Below are 19,116 nucleotides of genomic sequence, written 5' to 3'. Positions count from 1 at the left end.
GGCTGCCTCCCACTTCACACGACCCGCTACGACAGGTCGTCGGCGAAGGTCTTCCACCTCCGCACGGTCAAACAGCGCCTCGTGGCGCACGCCGCGGCGCTTCCGGTCCTCACTCGCTGACGCTCGCTGCGGTCCGGGTCACCTTGCCACCGGAATACCTGGCCGCTCAATCGCACCTGAACAGGAGCAACCTACGCAGGAACCCCACCTAGGTTGACTCAGGAAACTGCCGCGCCCCTCCTTCGTCGGGACTTGCCACCGGGTGACCATGGCGACGTGAATAGCAACTACTGATTCCCCGTCTTGCCTCATCCCATCGACCACCCGCGTTCAAGGGTCCCGGATATGCAGCGGCCCAAAATGATCACGATTCATCTCAGGTCAGCTTGGAAGTTGCGCCCGCTGCGACCACCGGCCCCAACCGCTACGCGGCCCCTTTGGGGTGCTTCGCATTGGCGCCGGCCGTCTCCGCTGCAAAAAGCGGTTTCCGAGCTTATGTACCAGGTCACCCTCGTTCTGTATGACGCCGGGAAACTTGCCCAGGCCGACCGGACAGGCGGGATCGCGCTGGATCTCGCACTGCGAGCTCAGGACTTCAAGAGCCAGGCCCGCGCGTACGACAGCCTGAGCCGGGTCAGTCTCTACCGAGGCGATCACGCCCGAGGAGTCACCTACGCTCAGCGAGGACTACAGGTCCCGGACATCACCAGCAGTCAGCAAGCCTCCTTGAACATGAGGCTTGGGCGTTCTCTGGCACTCATACCCGAGCAGGGAGCAGCGTCCCGAGACGCGCTTAATCGCGCGCTCAACGTCGGTGGACTTTCCCCCTTCGGGGAAGCCGCCTTGTCGGGCGATGTCGGTATAGGACTGAGCCACCTTCGTGAATATCAGGAAGCCGGAACACTGCTCAACGAAGCGGCCAGCGCGATCGGGCAGTGGTCGCCGCTCTTTAGGGCTCAATATCTGGGACGGCAGATCCAAACGGCTCTAAGAGCCTCCGACCCGTCTTTCGTAGCCGACCGAATGAATGAGCTGGCTCGATCACTCCCATTCATCGCTTCGGCGAGAGTCAACAAACGGGTCCACGAAATACTCCGAGCATCCCTCAAATGGAACGCCACCCCAGAGATACGGCAGGCGCGCGAACACCTGCAATCCATGCTTTCTCCCGAAGTCCCACCCAGCACATGAGGGAATCACGGGGCCTTTCTCGTCCTCGCGCCTCGGACGTCCTGAGCCCGGTCGGCAGGGGACGGATTGGATGGGATCGTAGGGTGGCCTGCCCGATAGCGCTTCTTACCTCCTCGCGAAGGAGGTCACCCCGCTGAGCTACGGCGACAGGTTGGAAAAGCTCAATGATCCCTTTTCGGCGTCGATGACCTGGCCGTGATCACCTCAGCAGGGCCAGGTGGACGCAATCACCCCGTAGATGCCCTCCAACTCCGGGTTGAACTCGACTTCGAGGCTGACCTCTGCGCCTTCGACCTCCTTGACCATGCACCTTGGCTCGTCAGCGGAGCCCTCAGCAGGGAGGAGTTTCCAGCCGTTGCGCAGGGCGAAGTCTCGATAGAGGGACTCAATGTTCTTGGGCGAGCCGTGCTTCTCCAGAAGGCGGTAGAAGCGATGGATGGTGGCGTGGTGGTCGTCGGTGTCGGTGCATGAGCGGTAGGGCTCTCCGTCCGGGACAGCGTTCAGGGCGTCAAGCGACGCCAAGGCGGTTTCGATGCTGTCGTAGTGTTCGCCACAGACCCTCCGGTGCTCCCAGATCTCGGAGATCAGAGGGACTGCGGCGAGACCAGCCACCACCAAGAAACTCGCGACCACCATCAACGAACAGCCAAGTACTCTTTTCATGATCGAGACCATAGCCGCCTCAGCAGCGTTACGTAATGAACCTTTTCATCCCCGAGCGACGGCCCGTCCGGTCACATCATGATCACGAGTGCAGCGTTCACCTAATGACATAAAGAAGCTCCTAATAGACGGGCTGAAGAAAATGAAAAAGACTCACGGACAGGAGTATCTGTACTGAAAGGCGAAGTGCGACAACGGCGTTCATGATGCCGCCCGTTCTTTGACAATCATGCGGGCAGTGGCGATGCGTTGCCGAGCCAGTTCAGCCCAGAAGGGTTCGCCGTTCCGGTGGCCGCTTCCGGCGTAACGCTACTCCGACAGGGTGAGCGTGTTCCCTTCGGCAGGGTTGGGCAGGCCGAGGAGCATCCGGGCTTGCGCGGCGCGGTAGTCGGCACGGGTCCGGCGTAGTTCGCTGAGAGTCGTGGAGTAGTAGCGCGACTTCGTGGAGAAGTGGCCCCGGTAGCCCAGCATGTGAGCCCACTGCCGCAGCAGGAGCAGCCGGTATTGAGGCAGGCGGTTCAGGGCGAAGCAGGTGAAGATCATGCGCCGGGCGTGTTCGGTCACAGGCAGCCGGGCGATGTCCCCGGCGTCACGGATGCGACGGTCCACCGTGCCAGCGGACTCGGCCCCCTTGGTCGCGTACTTGGCCACATATGACGCCACTCGCTGATCACTCACGCCGTCCAGGTCGTAGACCGGCCGCACGTCGAGCTGATCACCCCAGCGCAGCAGAACCGGCGAGGGTTCGTCCGGCGATTCCTTCGAGGCAGGGACGACGACCTGAGCAGCGGCGTACCGGATTGCTTGGTCCAGCAGTGGGACGGTTGCCCAGTCCGGTGGAGGTGAGGCGGGACCGTCCGGGCCGTCGAGGCGGATCATCGCATGGAAGTGGACCAGGCCGCGCGCTTGGTACTCGGCGACTTTGGCATACGACAGGCGCAGCACCTCGCGCAGGTAGGCACGACGCACGCCGAGCAGCCGGGCCAGGGCGGCAGGGAGTGCCTGGGTGAAGCGGCGCCACAGCTCTCCCGCGTGAGCGTTCCACAAGACCGCACCCTGGTAGTCGTAACAGTCCACGCAGAGCGGTTGCCCCACTTGCGGGTCATCGCGGTCATGGCGCCTGCTGCAGCCCTCGTAACGACTGTGCTCGCAGAGCGGAGAGTCACGTCGGGGACGGCACGGCAGCGGCTTGCCGTCCTTGCCCGTGCGGTGAGCGTGGACCGCGCCGAAGGACGGAGCGGTGAAGGTGGCGACCGCCGAGCAGGCCGGACACCGGGACGCGCGACGGTTGCCGCAGGCGGTGAGCAGGAACCCGGTAGGTTCGTCAGCCGTCCGGTAGACGTCCAGGATCTCACCGGTCGCGCCGTTGAAGGTCAGGCGTTCACCGTGCAGGCGGACCGGTTGAGCGCATTCACCGGTGGCGTAGACCATGCGTTGCCACCGGGTGAAGTCCGGCATGGCCGCCCGTTGCATCGCGGCCAGGATGTCAGGGGCGAAGGAGGGAGCATCGTTCACGCGATGTCCCTCCCATCCCGGCGCAGCAACGCGCCCTTGGCACCTGGTTCGGTCGCCGCGCCGTAGGCCTCGACCATCGCCAGCTTGTACTCTGGCGTGAACGAGCGCCGCTTCGGCCGATCCGATCGAGGTCTGTCACCTTTGACCACCTCGCCATCATCGACGAGAGCCCCACGAAGGTCGGCCAACGTCAACGTCGCCGTCCAAAAGATCCTGCTCTTGCCCTACTTGAGTTACAGAAGACTGGTTCGCCCCCAGGTCTCACGAGAGACTGACAGAGAGGGATGCGTTCGTGGATCGGTGAACGGGCACGCTTCAGAAAACGCTCGCGTTGGATGGCGGTTTCGCCCCCTCGCCGTTGTCAACGACGTCTGTTTCCGTCGTCGTCAGCCGTTCTCAGGAAGGACTTGAACGTCACAGCCTTTCACGCGGCTTCGAGCTGGGCTGGCCTTCACCTGACCGGGTGTCCGTCGCGGCCTCAGGCTGATCTGCCACGAAGTCCGGCGGACCAGCCTGAGGTGCTGTCTACCCAGCCTGTTCCCGGCTTGATCAGCGGGATCGTGAGGTGGAGGCGTAGGGGAGCAGGGCCATCTCGCGAGCGTTCTTGATCGCGGTGGCCAGCCGGCGTTGTTGCTGGACGGTGACCCCGGTGACGCGGCGGCTGCGGATCTTGCCGCGGTCGGAGATGAATTTGCGGAGCAGGTCGGTGTCCTTGTAGTCGATGTGGCTCACGCCGTGTAGCGGATTGGTCTTCTTGCGGGGCGTGCGGCGAAGTTTCATGCGGAGGCCTCCTTCAGGTCGAGGACGAATGCGAACGGGTCGGGGTATCCGGCCCAGACGTCGGAGCCGGCCAGGGTCTCGGCCTCGGTGAGCAGGCAGGAATCCAGAAGCCGGTGGATGCGGTCGCGGTCGAGGTCGGGGCCGGTGAAGACGAGGTGCTGGACACGGTCGCCGAGCTGGGGAGTCCAGTCGAGGGTGGCGGCCATGCGGCGGGCGGGGCTCTCCATCTCCCAGGCGGCCTCGGGCAGGGTGACCAGCCAGGGGCCCGCGTCCTCGACGGTGATGACGCCCGCCACGGCGTCCCAGCCGAGCAGGCGCTCGTGCCGGTTGGCCAGCCAGAACCGGCCGCGGCTGCGGACAGTCTCGGTGACCAGCTCGTCGACGGCGTCGAAGAGCCGCTGGGGGTGCAGGGGGCGCAGCCGGTGCCAGACGACGGTGGAGATCTCCCCGGTCTGCGTGTCGCAGGGCAGCTGGGCGGTCGCCGGGTCGACGCGGGCCCCGAGCATCTCCACGTCGATCCCCGCACCGGTGACGGCGGGCAGAGCGATGTCCGGGGGACCGGCCGGGGTGGTGGGGGCGAGGTGGCTGAGCACGGCCAGGGCCAGCTCGACATCGTCGGCCTGCTCACCGGACACGACGAGGGCGGTGGCGTACTCGATCTGGCGGGTGAGTACCTCGGCCAGGTGACGCTCGTCGCCTCCTGCGGCGTGTTTCCTGCGGGAGGCGAGGGTGTCGTCGCAGCAGATGTCGTCGGTCATCTGCGCCGCCTCCAGCGCGGTCAGCACCCCGGTCAGGCGCAGGCGGTGCACGGTGTCCTCGTGCCAGGCGAGGGCCTCGGCCACGGTCCGGGGTTCGACCGAATCCCACAGCTCCACGACGAACAGCGGCGCCGAGTCCGCCCGCGACAACAGGACAGGAATGAGATCCTCGCGCACGGTGCAGGTGACGCAGCCGTGCGCGAGCCGCACTTCCCGCTCTTCCAGCGTCCCCGACGCGTCGCGCACGATGCGTTCCACGCGCCCGGTGCTCACCTGTCGCAGGTCGTGGTGGATCGCCACCGATCCGGGGTGATCGGCGAGCAGGCGGTCCACCAAGGCCGAGCGCGCTTGGGGATACAGTCCGGAGACGATGACGACGGGGACGGACATGACAGCTCCTCTCGTAGTGCGGGGTTCACCGCGCGAGTTCACGGTGGGGGTTCGGGGTGCGGGCCGGTTCTCAGGGAGTGAGGAGGCCGCGCCGGTAGGCGTGGACGAGTCGGCGCGGCACCAGCAGTTCGCGCCCGTCGATGGTGATCGGGACGAGGTCGGGTGCGGTGGCCTTCCACTGTGAGCGGCGGTGGCGGGTGTTGCTGCGGGAGGTCTTGCGTTTGGGGACTGCCATGTCGTGGTGCTCCTACCAGCTGGACTTGGTGACGCCGGGCAGTTCGCCGCGGTGGGCCAGTTCGCGGAAGCGGATCCGGGAGAGCCCGAACTTGCGCAGGTGCCCGCGGGGGCGGCCGTCGGTGCTGTCGCGGTTGCGCACGCGGGTGGCGCTGGCGTCGCGCGGCTGGCGGCTCAGCTCGCGGACGGCCTGGGCTCGCTCGTCGGGGGAGCCGGTGCGGATGATCTCCTTGAGCTCGGCCCGGCGCTCCGCATAGCGGATGACAACGAGTTTGCGTCGCTCGTTGGCTGCGATCTTGCTTTTCTTGGCCATCAGATGCGTTCTCCCCGGGCGCGGATGCGGGTCACGGCGGCCTCGATGCCGATCTTGTCGATGGTCTTGACGGCTCTGGCGCTGAGCGTCAGCCGTACGAAGCGACCCTCGGTGGGCAGCCAGTAGCGCCGTGGCTGGATGTTGGGATTCCAGCGGCGGCGGGTGCGCCGGTGGGAGTGGGAGACGTTGTTGCCGAACACCGGCTTGAGGCCGGTGAGCTGGCAGTGGGCGGACATGCGGTTTCCTTCCCGAAGGGGGCGGGGTCAGGTCTTGCCGTAGCGCTGGTTGAACCGCTCGACCCGGCCCGCGGTGTCGAGGACGCGACTGCGGCCGGTGTAGAAGGGGTGGCTGGCCGAGGAGACGTCGACGTCGACGAGCGGGTAGGTGTTGCCGTCCTCCCACTCGATCGTCTTGCCACTCGTGATGGTGGAGCGGGTCAGGAAGGCGAAGCCCGCGCTCGGGTCGCGGAACACCACGGGGTGGTAGTCGGGGTGGATGTCTTTTTTCATCGCTTCAGCGGTCCTCTCGGAACAGCACGTGCTGGCGGATGACCGGGTCGTATTTGCACAGGGTGAGCCGGTCGGGGTCGTTGCGGCGGTTCTTGCGGGTCACGTAGGTGTAGCCGGTGCCCGCGGTAGATCGCAGCTTGATCACCGGTCGTACGTCGTTTCTGGCCAAGCGTCTTCACTCCTGGAAGGGGGACGATGGTGCCATGATAGCGATAACCGTTTTCATTTGCGAAACGAGAGGCAGTGGCGATCCGTTATCTCGCCGCACGCTTCCTCGTGACAGTGCTGTCCGGGTTCCTGGACGCGGGCACGACCACGCTGCTCAACCGCCTCCCGGGTAACCCTGCGGGTTGCGCATGGCTGCGATCGTCAACAACGTGAGCGAGATCAGCCTCGACGCCGGTCCGATACGCGACGGGGTCTTCCCGTCGCGAACCGATGAGGGCGTCCCGGTCAAGACGGGCTGCCGCGTCCTGCAGGTCTTGGTCGGTCTCGGGCTGTTATGCCTGGTGCGGCCCGCCCCCGGACGATCTGGCACGCCTGCCGGCCGATCTGATCATCGAGGTCTGCCGGAACCCCATGGCACCTATGGAGATCACCCCGTGCATGCCGAGCCGTGCCTGGGCCAGTGTGTGCCGGTCGGGCACGGGGCAGTGGGAATGTTGATGCGCTGGGCCGGCAGGGGTCAGTGGTCGGCCCAGGTGGCGTCGTTCCACGTCCGACCGGATCGCCACTGACCTGGTCGACCGGGCTTTTCCCGGACCGGCCCGAATCAGCGGTGGATCGCCGGCAGCTGTGGATGGTCCGCCAAGACCTGATGACGTCGTATTGCCTGGTGGCCGACCATGCTCGGGAAGAGGAACCTGAGCTTGTACATGCTTTTTGGCGTCACTCGGCCTGTCGGTAAGGCTGACCCCACCAGCCGCTTTGGCTCATGTGAGTGGCCGGTTCGCTGCTGGTGGCGGCAGGCAGTCCGGCTCGCGAGTTCGGCGCTGACTCGGTCGGAGGTCATGTGCTTGTCGCCTCAGCTGTGGCGCCCTCCGGGCCGAGAACAGCCGGAGGCGGCACTTCCCTTCCCCGAAACGGCCCCCATCCTGGAGGTATAGGGGCGGTCTCGTCTCGCAAACCAGCGAAGTGCCGATGCCAACCGGCAGCTCGGCACTTCGAACTGATACGTACAGCGTAGATATCCGGTTGTGATGATGAGCTGCTGTCAGCTGCCGATACGTGTGTCACCGGGTGATGTCGAAGCGACCTGTTGCGCTGGCCTTGAGGCTTGGGGCTTGCGCAGGGTGAGGGCCACCGCCGCGCCGACGAGCGTCAGTGCGGCCGCCAGCAAGCCGGCGGTGCGTAGTCCGTCGGTGGTGGCGGCACCAGCAGGCCCGGCGTTGATGACGGCGACCAGGACGGCCAACCCGACCGCGCTGCCAATCTGCTGAGTGGTAGAGGCCATCGCCGAGGCGATGCCTTGACGTTCCGGTGCGACACCGGTGGATGCGGCCACGAACATGGCCGTCCAAGCGATGCCCTGCCCGAGACTGATCATGACGATGCCGGGCAAGAGCACGGCGTAGCCGCCCTGCGGGGACATCGCCAGCCCGAATGCGATCATTCCGGCGGCCCCCAGCCCCAGGCCAGTGAGCAGCGTGGTGCGGGTGCCTGTCCGGATCAGCATCCGTTCGCTCACCTTGGTACCCAGCAGAGCCATGAGGCCCCCCGGCAAGAACGCCAAGCCCGTCGCCAGAGCGTCGAAGCCACGTAGGTCTTGGAGATAGACGGTCAGGATGTAGTACTGCGCACCGAACGTCCCCATGAAGATGAACGTGACCGCCATGGCGGCGGTGAGGCTGCGGTTGGTGAACAGCCGCAGCGGCATCAGCGGCTCAGCGGAGCGAGCCTCGATCGCGACGAACAGTCCAAGCAACGCCACTGACGTGAGCAAGGTACCCACGATGATCGGGCTGCCCCATCCCGCCTCCGGCCCCTGAATCAGCCCGAAAACCAGCAGCGTGGACCCCAGCGTGGCACTGAGCGCGCCAGGAAGATCGAAACCGCCGCGCCGGTCACCACGAGGTTCGCCCGGAAACAGGACAAAAGCCCCGACAACGGCGACTGCGGCGAGCGGAACGTTGACGAAGAACACCGACTCCCAACCGAGGGCATCGGTGAGAACACCGCCCAGCAGAGACCCGAGCGCAAGCCCCACGCCCCCGGCACCGCCCCAGACCGCCAGGGCTCGGCTGCGCGCAGGCCCCTCGGCAAACGTGGTATTGATCAGGGACAGCGTGGCCGGCAACAGCAATGCGCCGCCGAGTCCCTGCACGGCCCTGGCCGCAATCAGCAGACCGGGAGAGGCCGCCAGCCCGCCGACCAGGGACGCGATGCCGTACAGGGCCAGCGCGACAGCGAACATCCGGCGCCGCCCCAGCAGATCGGCGGCCCGCCCGCCCAAGAGCAGGAACCCGCCGAACGCGACGGCATACGCGCTGACCACCCATTGCAGCGTCTGCGTGGAAAACCCGATCTGGCGGCCGATCTCAGGCAGCGCCACGTAGACGATGTTGTAGTCGATGGCGCTGATGAACTGGGCGAAGGCCAGCAACGCCAATATCAGACCGCCCCGCGATCTTCCGGACCCAGGCATGAAATCTCTTCCTCCTAACACGAGAGAGAGTGGTTAATCACTCACTCTTTCGGTAAAAGAAATCGGGCCGCTCACATGCGACCCGATGACGACTCAGCCGAGCAAGGTGCGCGCCCACCGCGCATCCAGAGCGGCCGCGTCGACGCCGAGGAGAACATTTGCCAGCAAGCCGTCACCGAAGAACCGGCGGATCTGTTCATCGGAGGCACCCGAGGCCGCACGCACATACTCGACCTGCTTGGCATAACACGCCCGCACCGCCTCCCGGATCGCCGGCTCGCTGCTCGCGCACGTGGCATGCAGAAGCACCATGAGCAGATCGCGATCGGCGATCAGTTCTGTATACGCGGCGGTCATCGCGGCCAGCACCGCAGCCGGCTCGGCCGTGGTGGCGGAGGCCGCACCCTCGGCATGGCATTCGCGGATCCGCGCCGAGCAGTAGTCCACGACCGCGACGAACAGCGCCTCCTTGTCGGGAAAGAGCCGGTACAGATACGCCTGCGAGATGCCGGCGGCCTTGGCGACCTCGGTCGTGGTGGTGCCGTAGTAGCCACGTGCCGCGAAAGCTTTGATCGCCGTGCGCAGCACGGTGTGGCGTCGCTCCTCCGCCGTCGACAGCCGACGCGAACTCGTCATCATCATGTGAGTAATAAACCACTCACTCTTTTCATAGTCAAGCTCCTTCTCGGGACGCCTCGCACCTGCAGCCCGCTTCACTTTGCCGAGCATTCACCCTTGGGGATGTCACAGATGGCGGCTGGTGGGGCCGCCCTTACCGGCAGGCCTACTCGTACGGCTCGTCGGGGGGCTCGATCCTTGTGAGGCTCTTGCCGGTGAGCTGGGGGTAGATGACGCCGGTGGTCATCTTGCCGAAGGTCTGCGGGATCCAGGTGCCGGTGACCTCGACTCACGTGTCGGTGGGCGGTGCCCGCAGCCCCTTGACGGCGATCTTCGGCGGGAACGCGTCCGCGGCGCAGCAGGCGATCTGCATGCGGGTGACGTACCACTGCCCCTTTTTCCTCGCGGGGGAGACGAAGCCGGTCAGTTTGACCTCACGGTCGATGAGGGACTTCTTGTCGTCGTCCCAGCAGATACGGCGCGAGCACGAACCGGCCCACCACCAGCAGCATGATGACGAGCACGGCAGGGCGCCGCCCGCCGAACCTGTACGCCCCCAGGAGTCGGGGGAGCGGGCTCTCGTCGTCGGCCCACACGCCGCGCGGACCGGTTCGAAGCTCGGGCTGCGCCCCATTGTGGTAGATCGTCCCGGCAGCCCGGGCCGAATCTCCTCTAGAAATCTACATCGTAAAGGCATTCGGCAGTTTCAAGATCAACAAAATGCAAATCGACTAAAGACCCCTCTCAACAAACAAGAGCCGCCGATGTACAGGTGTCCGGTCCGGCCCCAGGAGATACCGCTTTTGATGATCGTGCGGTCCTTGCCGGTGTCTTCCAGGGTGAAGGCCCAGATGGTGTGCGGGTCGACGCTGTCGATCGGAGTGGGGTCTTCCTGCCAAGCCTGCAGTGGGGTTTCGGGCTATTCGACCTGGTCGGCAAGGCCCTCACTCCCCGGATTCGCGACCTGGGAAAGATCACGCTGGTGCGGGACGACTCCCCGGTCGTCACCAACGCCCGCTACCCGCACGCCGGGCCGCTGCTGGCCGACCGGTGGAACGAAAACCTGGTCGCCGAATGCTGGCCAGACCTGCTGCGGATGGCCGGATCGCTCACGTTCGGAGAGGCGACCGCCTCGCTGATCGTTGGAAAGTGGTCGGCAGCCTCCCGGCAGAACACCCTGGTGGCGACGTTGAAGGAGTGGGGGCGGATGCGCCGGACCATCCACACCGCCCGTTACCTGTCCGACCCGGTCTACCGGCGCAAAATCTCCCGGCAGCTCAACAAGGGCGAATCCCTCCATGCCCTGCGGCGCGACCTCCACTACGCTCAGCAGGGCACCATCGTCCTGCCCCCACCTGACCCGACCAGGCCGAGCAGGCCTGGCCCGTCAGTCTCGTCTCAGGTGACTTGCCTGGCGTGCTTGATCTCGGTGGCTGGAAACGGCGTCCGCTTGCTCTTGTTGAGCAGGCGGTGGTGGAACTCGTTCAAGACGATGGCCGCCGGGGCGTGCCGGTCGATGATCGCGGCAGTCGCGGGCGGGACGTCATCGGGCCGTCGTCCCGCGATCCATTCCCGCAGGAACGCCTGCTGGTCGATGTCGCCGCGCAGGTCGTCGAGCAGGTGGTAGTGCAGCAAATGGCCCGCGGTGTAGCAGTGGTCGTAGTCGAGATGCTCGGACAGGAACGCGGCCTCGGCCGCGGTGAGCTCGAAGCCGGAGCTCAAGGCAAGCCCGAAGTCGGCGAAGTAGAGCCGCTGGCCGTCGGTCAGGATGTTGACGAAATGGGCGTCGAAGTGGACGAGCCCACGAGAGCTCATGAAGGCGGTTCCACGTGCCAGAGCTTCCTCCACCCAGGGGTACGGCGAGCTTTCTCCGCTGCCTGGCGCGGCCTTCCGAGAGTCGACCAGCCAGGCGGCGAGAGTCTGCGGCACGTGTTCCAAGAAGAGCACCAGGCTGGATGTTGAGCGGCCGACGGCCTCCAGGCGTTCACGGACGGCCGGCGAGCCCTCCCAGTGCGCGACCGCCCCATCGATGCCGCCGAATTCGTCGACGAACCCCTCGGGCGGGGAGTCGGGTAGAACCCGCCAGTGGTACATCAGGGGAAAGCCTTCGTACTCCCGTCCGAGGACCCAGTTGGTGGTCATGGTGTGTACGGCCAGTTCACGCCAGCCTCCGAACCCGACCGAGCCCACCCCGTACTGGTAGAACAGCGGCAGTCCGAACAGATTCGCCGTCGAGCGCACATTCTCCGGCTGCAGCTCGACATCGGTCAGCGGGATCCGTTTGATGAAGACCCGCCTCCCGCTGATGTCCAGCTCCGCCGACCTGCCGCCGATGCCGGACCCGAGCGCGGTGGCTTCCGCCACGGCTTGGCCGAGTCGGTGGTCGCTCAGCAGCGACAGCTGGGTGGAGACCGCTCCATAGGCGGCCAGGCGCGCGGCGTACCGCGAGTCTGGGTTGGGCATCAGTGGTGGCTCCTGAGTCTCTCCGCCGGGCGTTGGCGAGCTATCGGCATGATCGGCCCTATTCGACAGGGCCAGCATGCTCTCACAAACGGCTCCATTCCCGGAGGAAGATCAATCAGACATCGCGGTGACCGTCTGGATCATCAATTCCTTCTCATAACTCGTTCTCACTCAAAAAGCGAGACCTACCCCTTGTGAGAAATGTTTGTGACACGATGCGAGGGGTGGCCGACCTCCCCGCATCCTCCGCGCCCCCTGCCGACCGCGACGCCGACGACGTCGAGCGCCACCCGTGCCCGTGCTGCGGTGTGGCGGCGGGCTCGCCGTGCCGATCCCGTTCCGGCGCCGTCGCCGGGACCTACCACACCGGCCGCTTCACCAAGGTCGGCCGGCTGGCAAAGCTGCTGCGGGTACAGACCCCTGCCGATCGCGGTCCGGGGCAGCTGTGGCGGCCCGGCACCTCGCCGCCGGCCCCACTCGCCACGAATGCGCCGACCGCTGACATCCGGATCGGATACGCCCGCTGCAGCTCGCTGACCCAGGAACTGCAGTCACAGCTGGATGCCCTCGCGGCCCACGGCATCGATCGCGACAAGATCTTCTCCGAGAAGATCTCGGCCCGGGTCCGGGTCCGCCCCCAGTTCGAGGCCGCGCTCGCCCTGGCTCGCCAGATCAAGGCGCACGCCCCGTACTGCCGCGTCATCGTGACGGTGTATGAGATGAAGCGGCTCGGCCGCGACGCCGCCGAGCTCACCGCGCTGGCCGACCACCTGGTCGCGCACGGCCTGGTCCTGGAGATGCTCGGCGGGCCGCTGGCCGGCCTGTACGACCCGTCCGGCCCGGGCCGGATGCTGTTCGCCTTCTTCGCCGCGATGGCCGAAACCGAACGCGAAGCCATACGGGAGGCGACCTTGGAGGGCCTGGACGCCGCCGCCCGCAAGGGTAACCACGGCGGACGGCCCGCCGTCATCACCGAGGACATGCTGCACACCGTGCTGCGCCGCAGGGCTGCTGGCGAGTCCGTCGAGACCATCCGAGGCGACCTGATCATCCCCACTGGGAAACGCAAGGGCCGCAATCCGAGCCTGGCCAGCATCTACCGCGCCTTGGCCGAGCACGACAAGGCGCAGGCCTACCCCGACGCGGTCGCCCAGGCCCACTCAGAGTTCGCCGAGCTCACAACAGGAGCTTGACCGCATCTCCGCAGGTCAGAGCTATATCTGTTGGATTCTTCGACAGGACTACCGGGACCCCTTGATGTCCGGCGCGGCTTGCCGCATAGCTGTACACCCGCGCTTGGTAGGTGTCGTAGAGCGCGGTGAAGCGCTCATGTGGGTTGGGCAAGCCGGTTCCTTCGGTTGCTGGCAAGTCGTTCATAGAGCATGTGGTCCGAAGGAAGGCTTTCTTACATCCCAATTCCGCATCTCCCGAACAAATCTCCTATGTCGGCGTGCACACCACGCAGCCACGCCATGGTGTGAGTGCTCGCTCCCACCAGTCAGAAGCGGCATCAGGTGGGAGAGCGTGGGAATAGCATGCGTGGTTCCGGGTCAAGACGGGTGGTCGGGGTCCGCTCGGGCCGGGGCGAGACTCAACGTCCAGTTCCCGAGCAGCCGCACACGGTGTGGGACCGAGCGGCGGGGCAAGTAGGCAGCCGTAGTTCCTGGCCGCTGACGTGTTTCATAGGTGTTCGCCTACGCCAGCTTTGGCAAGCTGGTCCTGGGCACCTACACTCTGCACCTGATCGAGAACGGCCTGCTGGCGCTGGACAAGCCGATCTCGACCTACCTCGGCAACGACGCGCCCGGCTCGAACGTCGTCACGCTCCGGATGCTGCTCGCCATGACCACGCAGGCACTCGCGGCCAATGACACCTACGGCATGGCCACCTACCGCACCGAGGTGTCACAGCGCGTCTGGCAGAGGTCAAGGCGTGGCTGAGCAGGCGCCTTCGTTTCCACATCCACTTCACCCCCTGGATCAACCAAGTCGAGCGCTGGTTCAGCCTGCTGACCGACAAGCTCCTGCGCCGGAGGGTTCATACCTCCGTGAAAGCCTTGGAAGACGACATCACGGCATGGATCGACACCTGGAACGAAGACCCGCAACCGTTCACCTGGACCAAGACCGCAGATGAGATCCTCAACTCCCTGGCCGACTACCTCGCCAGGATCACTCCATCAGCCACTAAAATCGACAAACAAATCAGACTCGTAATTTCTGGCGCAGGACACTAGGTACCGGCACCCGACACCGGGTTCGGTGTCGGGTGCCGACGCCGGTACGGCCCCACGAGATCTTTGCTCACGATGAGGTTGCTATGGCCGCCTGGTCCCGGTCGTTGTGTTCTGCTGCGGATTCCGGGGCTTCGGATCCGGGCCGGATGCGTGCGTTGCGGAGCAGGGTGGCGACGAGGATGGCCGCGCCCGCCGTCAGGATGACGCTGACCACCGCGGCGACCCGCGTCTCTCGCGCGAAGGCGTCGAATGCCACGTTCCGCAGGGCTTCGGCGGCGCCCTGCGGGAGGGTCGCGGCGGTGTCGACGGCGCCGCCGAGGGTGTTCCGCGCTGCCTCCAGTTCCTTGGGTGTGAGGGCGTCGGGGGCCTTGGTTGCCAGTTCCGAACGGTAGATGGCGGTGCCGATGCTGCCCAGGACCGCGATGCCCAGCGCCCCGCCGAACTCGGCCGAGGTCTCGGCCATGGCGGAGGCCATCCCGGCTCGCTCCGGTGGTGCGGCGGACAAGATCACGTCGGTGACCACGGCGGAGACTCCGCCGATGCCGATCGCGACGACCGTCATGGCGCTGACGAGGTAGATGACTCCCGAGTCGGCCTGGATCAGGGACAGCATGACGTAGCCGGCGGCCGCCACGAGCAGTCCCGCGGCCATCACGTTGGGTTTGCCGATTTGGGGTGCGATCGCGGTGGCCAGGGCGATGCCCACGGGCATCACGAGGAAGGTGGGCAGCGACCACAGGGCTGACTCGAACGGGCTCATGCCCAGAACGAGCTGCATGAACTGCCAGTTGAACAGGGAGAAGCCGACCAGCGTGAACGTCGCCAGCGCGTCGATCAGCAGGGGCAGGTTGAACCGGCGGGTACGGAACAGCGCGATGTCGATCATCGGGTTCGCGGCCACGCGCTGGCGGCGGATGAATGCCGCCCCCACGGCGAGTCCGGCGACGCAGTACGCCAGGGAAATCCACCCGAAGCCGTGCTCCGCCATCCGTTTGACGCCGTAGATGACGCCGAGCACGGCCACGAGGGACAGGCCGGCGCCGAGCAGGTCGAAACGGCCCGGCTTGGGGTCGCGGTATTCGGGGAGCAGCAGCGGGCCGAGGACCAGCAGCAGGATCATCACGGGCACGTTGATCAGGAAGACCGATCCCCACCAGAAGTGCTCCAGCAGCAGACCGCCGACGATGGGGCCGAGTACGGCGCCGCCCGCGAAGCCCGCCGTCCACACGCCGACCGCTGTAGCCCGCTGTTTGGCGTCGTGGAACATGTTCCGGATCAGGGCAAGGGTGGACGGCGCCAGCGAGGCTCCGGCGATGCCCAGAAGCACGCGGGCCGCGATGAGCGTCCCGGAGCTGGTCGAGTAGGCCGCCAGAATCGAGGCGGCGCCGAAGGCTGCGGCGCCTACGAGCAGCACCCGCCGCCGTCCGATCCGGTCACCGAGTGTGCCCATCGTGATGAGCAGGCCGGCGAGGAGAAAGCCGTAGGCGTCCATGATCCACAGCAGTTCGGAGCTGCTCGGCTTGAGGTCGGCCGTCAGGGACGGGAGCGCAACGAACATGACGGACATATCCATGGACGCCAGTACGCAGGGCAATACCAGGACAGCGAGCCCGACCCACTCCCTGGCTCCGGCTCTTCTGTCTTCTTCAGTCATTTCCTTTGTTCCTGAGTCGTGTCGATCGGGTCGGAGTCAATCGCCCCGGTGTGTACTTTGTACGCGGTCTGGCGTACATGATACGCATACACGCTAACGCGACACAACAGCGTTTTGACCTGCTGCTCTACTCTCTCTATGCACCCGTACCTCCAGTGGGGTAGAGTTTCGTCACAACGTAGAAATGTGACGAAAAGGAGTGCGGTGGTGTCGGTGCAGCTGGCTTGCGGGGCGTGCGGAAAGTCGCTCGTGCCCGGGGAACGGGGCCGACCGAGGCGCTACTGTTCCCGGGCATGCCAGGCGAGGGCGTATCGGGCGCGCAGGGCGGAAACGCCGGCCGATGCCCCGGAGGGCAATGACAGCGCGCCGCATCTCACCGTTGAGCGCATCGTGCGAGCCGGGATCGCCATCGCGGACACGGAGGGGCTCGACGCGCTGTCCATGCGCCGGGTCGCCGTGGACCTCGGAGCGAGCACCATGTCCTTGTACCGGCATGTGGCATCCAAGGACGACCTGGTGACTTTGATGTTGGAGGCCGCGATGGCCGACGTGCCCCTGCCCGACTCGGCACCGCGGAACTGGCGTCACGGCCTCGAACGTGCCGCGTACCGTGATTGGGACCTGTACCACCGCCACCCATGGATCCTGCCGAGGGTCATGGTGACAACCCGCGCGTACTTCAGCCCGGCTCTCGCGGCGGACAGTGAAAGCGCCTTCTCCGCATTCGACGGGCTCGACATCGAACCTGCCGATGCTTTCCGGTACATGTTCATGTTCGCCTCCTACGTGCAAGGCGTGGCGCTGACCTACGTCGGCGATGTGGAGGCGGAACGGCAATCGGCAATCGCCCTGAAACAGGGGACAAAAACCTCGGACCACGCACAGAATCCGCTTTTCGAACCCGGGGCGTATCCCCGGCTCGCCCTCGCGATGCGCGCAGGCGCCGACCCCTGGGACCTCGACACCTTGTTCGCCTCAGGTCTTGCCGGTGTCCTGGACGGCATCGCAGTCGATCTCGCGAGACGAGGCATCGATCCTCAATGAAGTTGTCAAGGGTGATCACGCTATGCGGCGCTGGACGTGACCACACTTGCGCCGAATGCTCACCCGCTACCTGCAGCACTACAACACAGCCCGACCTCACCGCGGCATCGGGCAGCTGTCCCCATCGCAAGCCGAAACCGGGCCGCCAACCCCAATCGACCTGGCCAACCACCGAGTCCATCGCAGAGCGATCCTCGGCGGCCTCATTGGCGAGTATCGGATCGCCGGCTGACACCACCGAGAACCGGCAGATCGGACCTCGAATTATTGAGCCCCGCAGGTTCGACGGGCCCACCGCTGTGCTGGTGCTGATGTGCGCACTCGCCGCCGTGTGGTCTATAGTCTCGACCAAAAGCCCATTGTTTGGTCGATGTAGTCGAAGGCGAGGACTTCGGTGATGTCCCTCCACCCGGTAGCTGCGAACCTTCTCAAGGAGGCCGCGAAGAGCGGTCGACCCAACTCCCACCTGCTGCCGATCGAGGAAGCGAGATCCAATTTTGAGGCGACGTTCGCGGCGCTGCCGGTCGAGGACGTCGCTGCCACGGAAGATCTGGTGGTGCCCGGCACGCGGCACGAGATCCCGGTCCGGGTCTACCGGCCGGACGTGGCGAGAGCAATCACGCCTCTCGTCGTATACCTGCACGGTGGCGGGTGGCAGATGGGTAGCCTCGACTCCCACGATGGCATCTGCCGCGCCATCGCCAACCGGACCGGGTTCGTGATTCTTAGCGTGGAGTACCGGCGGCCGCCGGAGCACCCCTTCCCGGCCGCGCCTGACGACTGCTACGCCGCCTTCGTGTGGGCCGTGGAGAACGCCGAGCAGCTGGGCATCGACCCCGCGCGGGTGGCGCTGGCCGGCGACAGCGCGGGCGGCAACCTCGCCGCCGCGGTGGCACTGCGGGCTCGGGACCAGGACGGGCCGGCGCTGGCAGGTCAGATGCTGTTCTATCCGGCCACGACCTTCGACCTCGAGCTCGGGTTCGACCTGGAGTTCGAGGGGCTAATGCTGTTCCGGGACGAGGTTCAGTGGCACAAGGACGCCTACTTCACGAGCCCGGACGACGCGCTGTCGCCGCAGGCCTCCCCGCTGGGCGCCGACCTGGCCGGCCTGCCGCCGACCCTGGTGATCACGGCCGAGTACGACCCGATCCGGCCGCAGGGCGAGCTGTTCGCCGGGAGGCTCGCCGAGGCGGGCGTCCCGGTCCAGCACCGGCGCTACCCCGGCATGGTCCACGGCTTTGCCCAGTTCCCCACGCTGTTCGACGACGCGAACGAGGCGGTCGACCAGGCCGCCGAGTTCCTGCGCGAGCGGCTCGCCGATGGCTGACCACGCGGGCCGCACAGCCGTGGTGACCGGCGCCGGCGGCGGGATGGGGCTGGCGGTGGCCCAGCACCTGGCCGACCGGGGCGCCCAGGTCGTCGCCGTGGATTTGAAGCCCGAGCCAGCGGGGCTGTCGACCGGGGTGACGTACCTGCGCGGCGACGTGACCGACCCCGGGCTGGCGCCCGCGGCGATGAAGGCCGCGACCGAGCTCTCGAGCGAGGGCCGGCTCGACTACCTCGTCAACGCCGCCGGCGTGGCCTGGTTCGACGAGCCCGGACTGCCCACGCCGCAGTACGTCGACGGCTCGATCGCCGACATCGAGCCCGACGTGTGGAAGCGGGTGCTGGAGATCAACCTCACCGGCCCGATGCTTTTCGCCCGCGCCGCGCTGCAGGTGATGGTGCCGGCCCGGTTCGGCGTCATGGCCCACATCGCCAGCATCGCCGGGCTGCGCCGGGCGGACGGTGCGCTGGACGCCTACCAAGTCTCCAAGGCCGGCCTCATCAGCCTCTCGAGGGCGATCGCGGCCGAGCAAGGACGCCACGGCGTCCGCTCCAACACCGTGTGCCCCGGCGCGATCCTGACGCCCATGATCAGCGGGATCTACCAGGCGGACCCGTCCCGAAAGGCGTCGATGGCGCGGCGGGTACCGCTCCGGCGCGTCGGCACCACCGACGACGTGTGCGGGGCCGTCGACTATCTCCTGTCTGACGACTCCTCGTTCGTGACCGGCACCGACCTCGTCGTGGACGGCGGCTGGCTCACGACCATGGGCTGAG

General features: G+C 66.3%; 23 protein-coding genes and 2 pseudogenes. 9 read left to right on the top strand and 16 right to left on the bottom strand.

What is annotated here, in order from left to right; genetic code table 11:
• Positions 1-495 precede the first annotated feature (495 nt).
• The gene (locus tag ABT130_RS28985) at positions 496-1,191 is read left to right on the top strand and encodes a hypothetical protein (RefSeq protein ID WP_350960480.1); all 696 of its coding nucleotides are present in this window, start codon (positions 496-498) and stop codon (positions 1,189-1,191) included.
• 204 nt (positions 1,192-1,395) lie between these two features.
• On the opposite strand, the gene ABT130_RS28980 is transcribed toward ABT130_RS28985, so the two are convergent.
• The 13 genes from ABT130_RS28980 to ABT130_RS28920 form a co-directional block, all read right to left on the bottom strand.
• A complete protein-coding gene (locus tag ABT130_RS28980; protein WP_350960478.1) occupies positions 1,396-1,854 on the bottom strand; it encodes a hypothetical protein in 459 nt (152 codons plus the stop codon).
• 309 nt (positions 1,855-2,163) lie between these two features.
• A complete protein-coding gene (locus ABT130_RS28975; protein ID WP_350960475.1) occupies positions 2,164-3,369 on the bottom strand; it encodes a replication initiator in 1,206 nt (401 codons plus the stop codon).
• Complete coding sequence (locus ABT130_RS28970; protein WP_350960474.1) at positions 3,366-3,563, bottom strand: hypothetical protein; 198 nt, start codon at positions 3,561-3,563, stop codon at positions 3,366-3,368. Before ABT130_RS28970 ends, ABT130_RS28975 begins: the two co-directional genes overlap by 4 nt.
• Positions 3,564-3,918: 355 nt before the next feature.
• Entirely contained in the window at positions 3,919-4,149 is a 231-nt protein-coding gene (rpsR, locus tag ABT130_RS28965) for a 30S ribosomal protein S18 (RefSeq protein ID WP_350922232.1), read from the bottom strand.
• On the bottom strand, positions 4,146-5,297 hold the full coding sequence (locus ABT130_RS28960) for a CobW family GTP-binding protein (RefSeq protein WP_350960473.1): 1,152 nt from the start codon (positions 5,295-5,297) through the stop codon (positions 4,146-4,148). Before ABT130_RS28960 ends, rpsR begins: the two co-directional genes overlap by 4 nt.
• Before the next feature lie 70 nt (positions 5,298-5,367).
• Positions 5,368-5,532: a 50S ribosomal protein L32 gene (gene rpmF / locus ABT130_RS28955; RefSeq protein WP_350960471.1), complete on the bottom strand. Its 165-nt coding sequence runs from the start codon at positions 5,530-5,532 to the stop codon at positions 5,368-5,370.
• A gap of 12 nt (positions 5,533-5,544) precedes the next feature.
• Positions 5,545-5,844, bottom strand: a complete 300-nt coding sequence (rpsN, locus tag ABT130_RS28950; protein ID WP_350960469.1) for a 30S ribosomal protein S14 — start codon at positions 5,842-5,844, stop codon at positions 5,545-5,547.
• Positions 5,844-6,080, bottom strand: a complete 237-nt coding sequence (rpmB, locus tag ABT130_RS28945) for a 50S ribosomal protein L28 (RefSeq protein ID WP_350960466.1) — start codon at positions 6,078-6,080, stop codon at positions 5,844-5,846. Before rpmB ends, rpsN begins: the two co-directional genes overlap by 1 nt.
• Before the next feature lie 27 nt (positions 6,081-6,107).
• Positions 6,108-6,353, bottom strand: coding sequence for a type B 50S ribosomal protein L31 (locus ABT130_RS28940; RefSeq protein WP_326639960.1), 246 nt, complete (start codon positions 6,351-6,353; stop codon positions 6,108-6,110).
• A 4-nt stretch (positions 6,354-6,357) separates the two neighbouring features.
• On the bottom strand, positions 6,358-6,522 hold the full coding sequence (gene rpmG / locus ABT130_RS28935; RefSeq protein ID WP_350922222.1) for a 50S ribosomal protein L33: 165 nt from the start codon (positions 6,520-6,522) through the stop codon (positions 6,358-6,360).
• Between the two features lie 1,044 nt (positions 6,523-7,566).
• Entirely contained in the window at positions 7,567-8,955 is a 1,389-nt protein-coding gene (locus ABT130_RS28930; RefSeq protein ID WP_350960463.1) for an MFS transporter, read from the bottom strand.
• Between the two features lie 135 nt (positions 8,956-9,090).
• On the bottom strand, positions 9,091-9,726 hold the full coding sequence (locus tag ABT130_RS28925) for a TetR/AcrR family transcriptional regulator (RefSeq protein ID WP_350960460.1): 636 nt from the start codon (positions 9,724-9,726) through the stop codon (positions 9,091-9,093).
• Positions 9,727-9,904: 178 nt separating this feature from the next.
• The gene (locus tag ABT130_RS28920; RefSeq protein ID WP_350960458.1) at positions 9,905-10,249 is read right to left on the bottom strand and encodes a hypothetical protein; all 345 of its coding nucleotides are present in this window, start codon (positions 10,247-10,249) and stop codon (positions 9,905-9,907) included.
• Positions 10,250-10,387: 138 nt separating this feature from the next.
• Between ABT130_RS28920 and ABT130_RS28915 the strand changes: the two are divergent.
• Positions 10,388-10,897, top strand: a pseudogene (locus ABT130_RS28915) (Tn3 family transposase); the annotation flags it as partial.
• A gap of 116 nt (positions 10,898-11,013) precedes the next feature.
• Here ABT130_RS28915 and ABT130_RS28910 read toward each other — a convergent pair.
• Positions 11,014-12,078 (bottom strand): protein kinase family protein, encoded by a 1,065-nt coding sequence (locus ABT130_RS28910; protein ID WP_350960455.1) that lies wholly within the window; start codon positions 12,076-12,078, stop codon positions 11,014-11,016.
• Between the two features lie 224 nt (positions 12,079-12,302).
• Here ABT130_RS28910 and ABT130_RS28905 point away from each other — a divergent pair, with 224 nt between their 5' ends.
• Positions 12,303-13,271 carry a recombinase family protein gene (locus ABT130_RS28905; protein ID WP_350960452.1) on the top strand — a complete coding sequence of 323 codons (969 nt, stop codon included), beginning with the start codon at positions 12,303-12,305 and terminating at the stop codon, positions 13,269-13,271.
• Here the strand turns inward: ABT130_RS28905 and ABT130_RS28900 are convergent.
• Positions 13,255-13,455 carry a hypothetical protein gene (locus ABT130_RS28900; protein WP_350960450.1) on the bottom strand — a complete coding sequence of 67 codons (201 nt, stop codon included), beginning with the start codon at positions 13,453-13,455 and terminating at the stop codon, positions 13,255-13,257. The two genes, ABT130_RS28905 and ABT130_RS28900, sit on opposite strands and share 17 nt — an antisense overlap.
• Positions 13,456-13,764: 309 nt before the next feature.
• Here ABT130_RS28900 and ABT130_RS28895 point away from each other — a divergent pair, with 309 nt between their 5' ends.
• Together ABT130_RS28895 and ABT130_RS28890 are read left to right on the top strand one after the other, a co-directional pair.
• A complete protein-coding gene (locus ABT130_RS28895; RefSeq protein WP_350960448.1) occupies positions 13,765-14,019 on the top strand; it encodes a serine hydrolase in 255 nt (84 codons plus the stop codon).
• Positions 14,004-14,315: pseudogene (locus ABT130_RS28890) on the top strand (hypothetical protein); the annotation flags it as partial. The gene ABT130_RS28895 and the pseudogene ABT130_RS28890, both read left to right, overlap by 16 nt.
• A 67-nt stretch (positions 14,316-14,382) precedes the next feature.
• On the opposite strand, the gene ABT130_RS28885 reads toward ABT130_RS28890, so the two are convergent.
• The gene (locus ABT130_RS28885) at positions 14,383-15,969 is read right to left on the bottom strand and encodes an MFS transporter (RefSeq protein WP_350960446.1); all 1,587 of its coding nucleotides are present in this window, start codon (positions 15,967-15,969) and stop codon (positions 14,383-14,385) included.
• A gap of 207 nt (positions 15,970-16,176) precedes the next feature.
• On the opposite strand from ABT130_RS28885, the gene ABT130_RS28880 reads away from it, so the two are divergent.
• The 4 genes from ABT130_RS28880 to ABT130_RS28865 all read left to right on the top strand — a co-directional run bounded on the left by ABT130_RS28880 (position 16,177) and on the right by ABT130_RS28865 (position 19,115).
• Positions 16,177-17,013 carry a TetR/AcrR family transcriptional regulator gene (locus ABT130_RS28880; RefSeq protein WP_350960443.1) on the top strand — a complete coding sequence of 279 codons (837 nt, stop codon included), beginning with the start codon at positions 16,177-16,179 and terminating at the stop codon, positions 17,011-17,013.
• A gap of 55 nt (positions 17,014-17,068) precedes the next feature.
• Entirely contained in the window at positions 17,069-17,245 is a 177-nt protein-coding gene (locus ABT130_RS28875) for an integrase core domain-containing protein (protein WP_350960441.1), read from the top strand.
• Positions 17,246-17,410: 165 nt separating this feature from the next.
• The gene (gene lipP1, locus ABT130_RS28870; RefSeq protein WP_350960438.1) at positions 17,411-18,340 is read left to right on the top strand and encodes a LipP1 family hormone-sensitive lipase; all 930 of its coding nucleotides are present in this window, start codon (positions 17,411-17,413) and stop codon (positions 18,338-18,340) included.
• Positions 18,333-19,115 carry an SDR family NAD(P)-dependent oxidoreductase gene (locus ABT130_RS28865; RefSeq protein ID WP_350960436.1) on the top strand — a complete coding sequence of 261 codons (783 nt, stop codon included), beginning with the start codon at positions 18,333-18,335 and terminating at the stop codon, positions 19,113-19,115. Before lipP1 ends, ABT130_RS28865 begins: the two co-directional genes overlap by 8 nt.
• Position 19,116 lies beyond the last annotated feature (1 nt).

This window comes from Streptosporangium sp. NPDC001681, assembly GCF_040298085.1.
Lineage (GTDB): Bacteria > Actinomycetota > Actinomycetes > Streptosporangiales > Streptosporangiaceae > Streptosporangium.
This window is presented reverse-complemented; position numbering and strand designations above follow the sequence as displayed.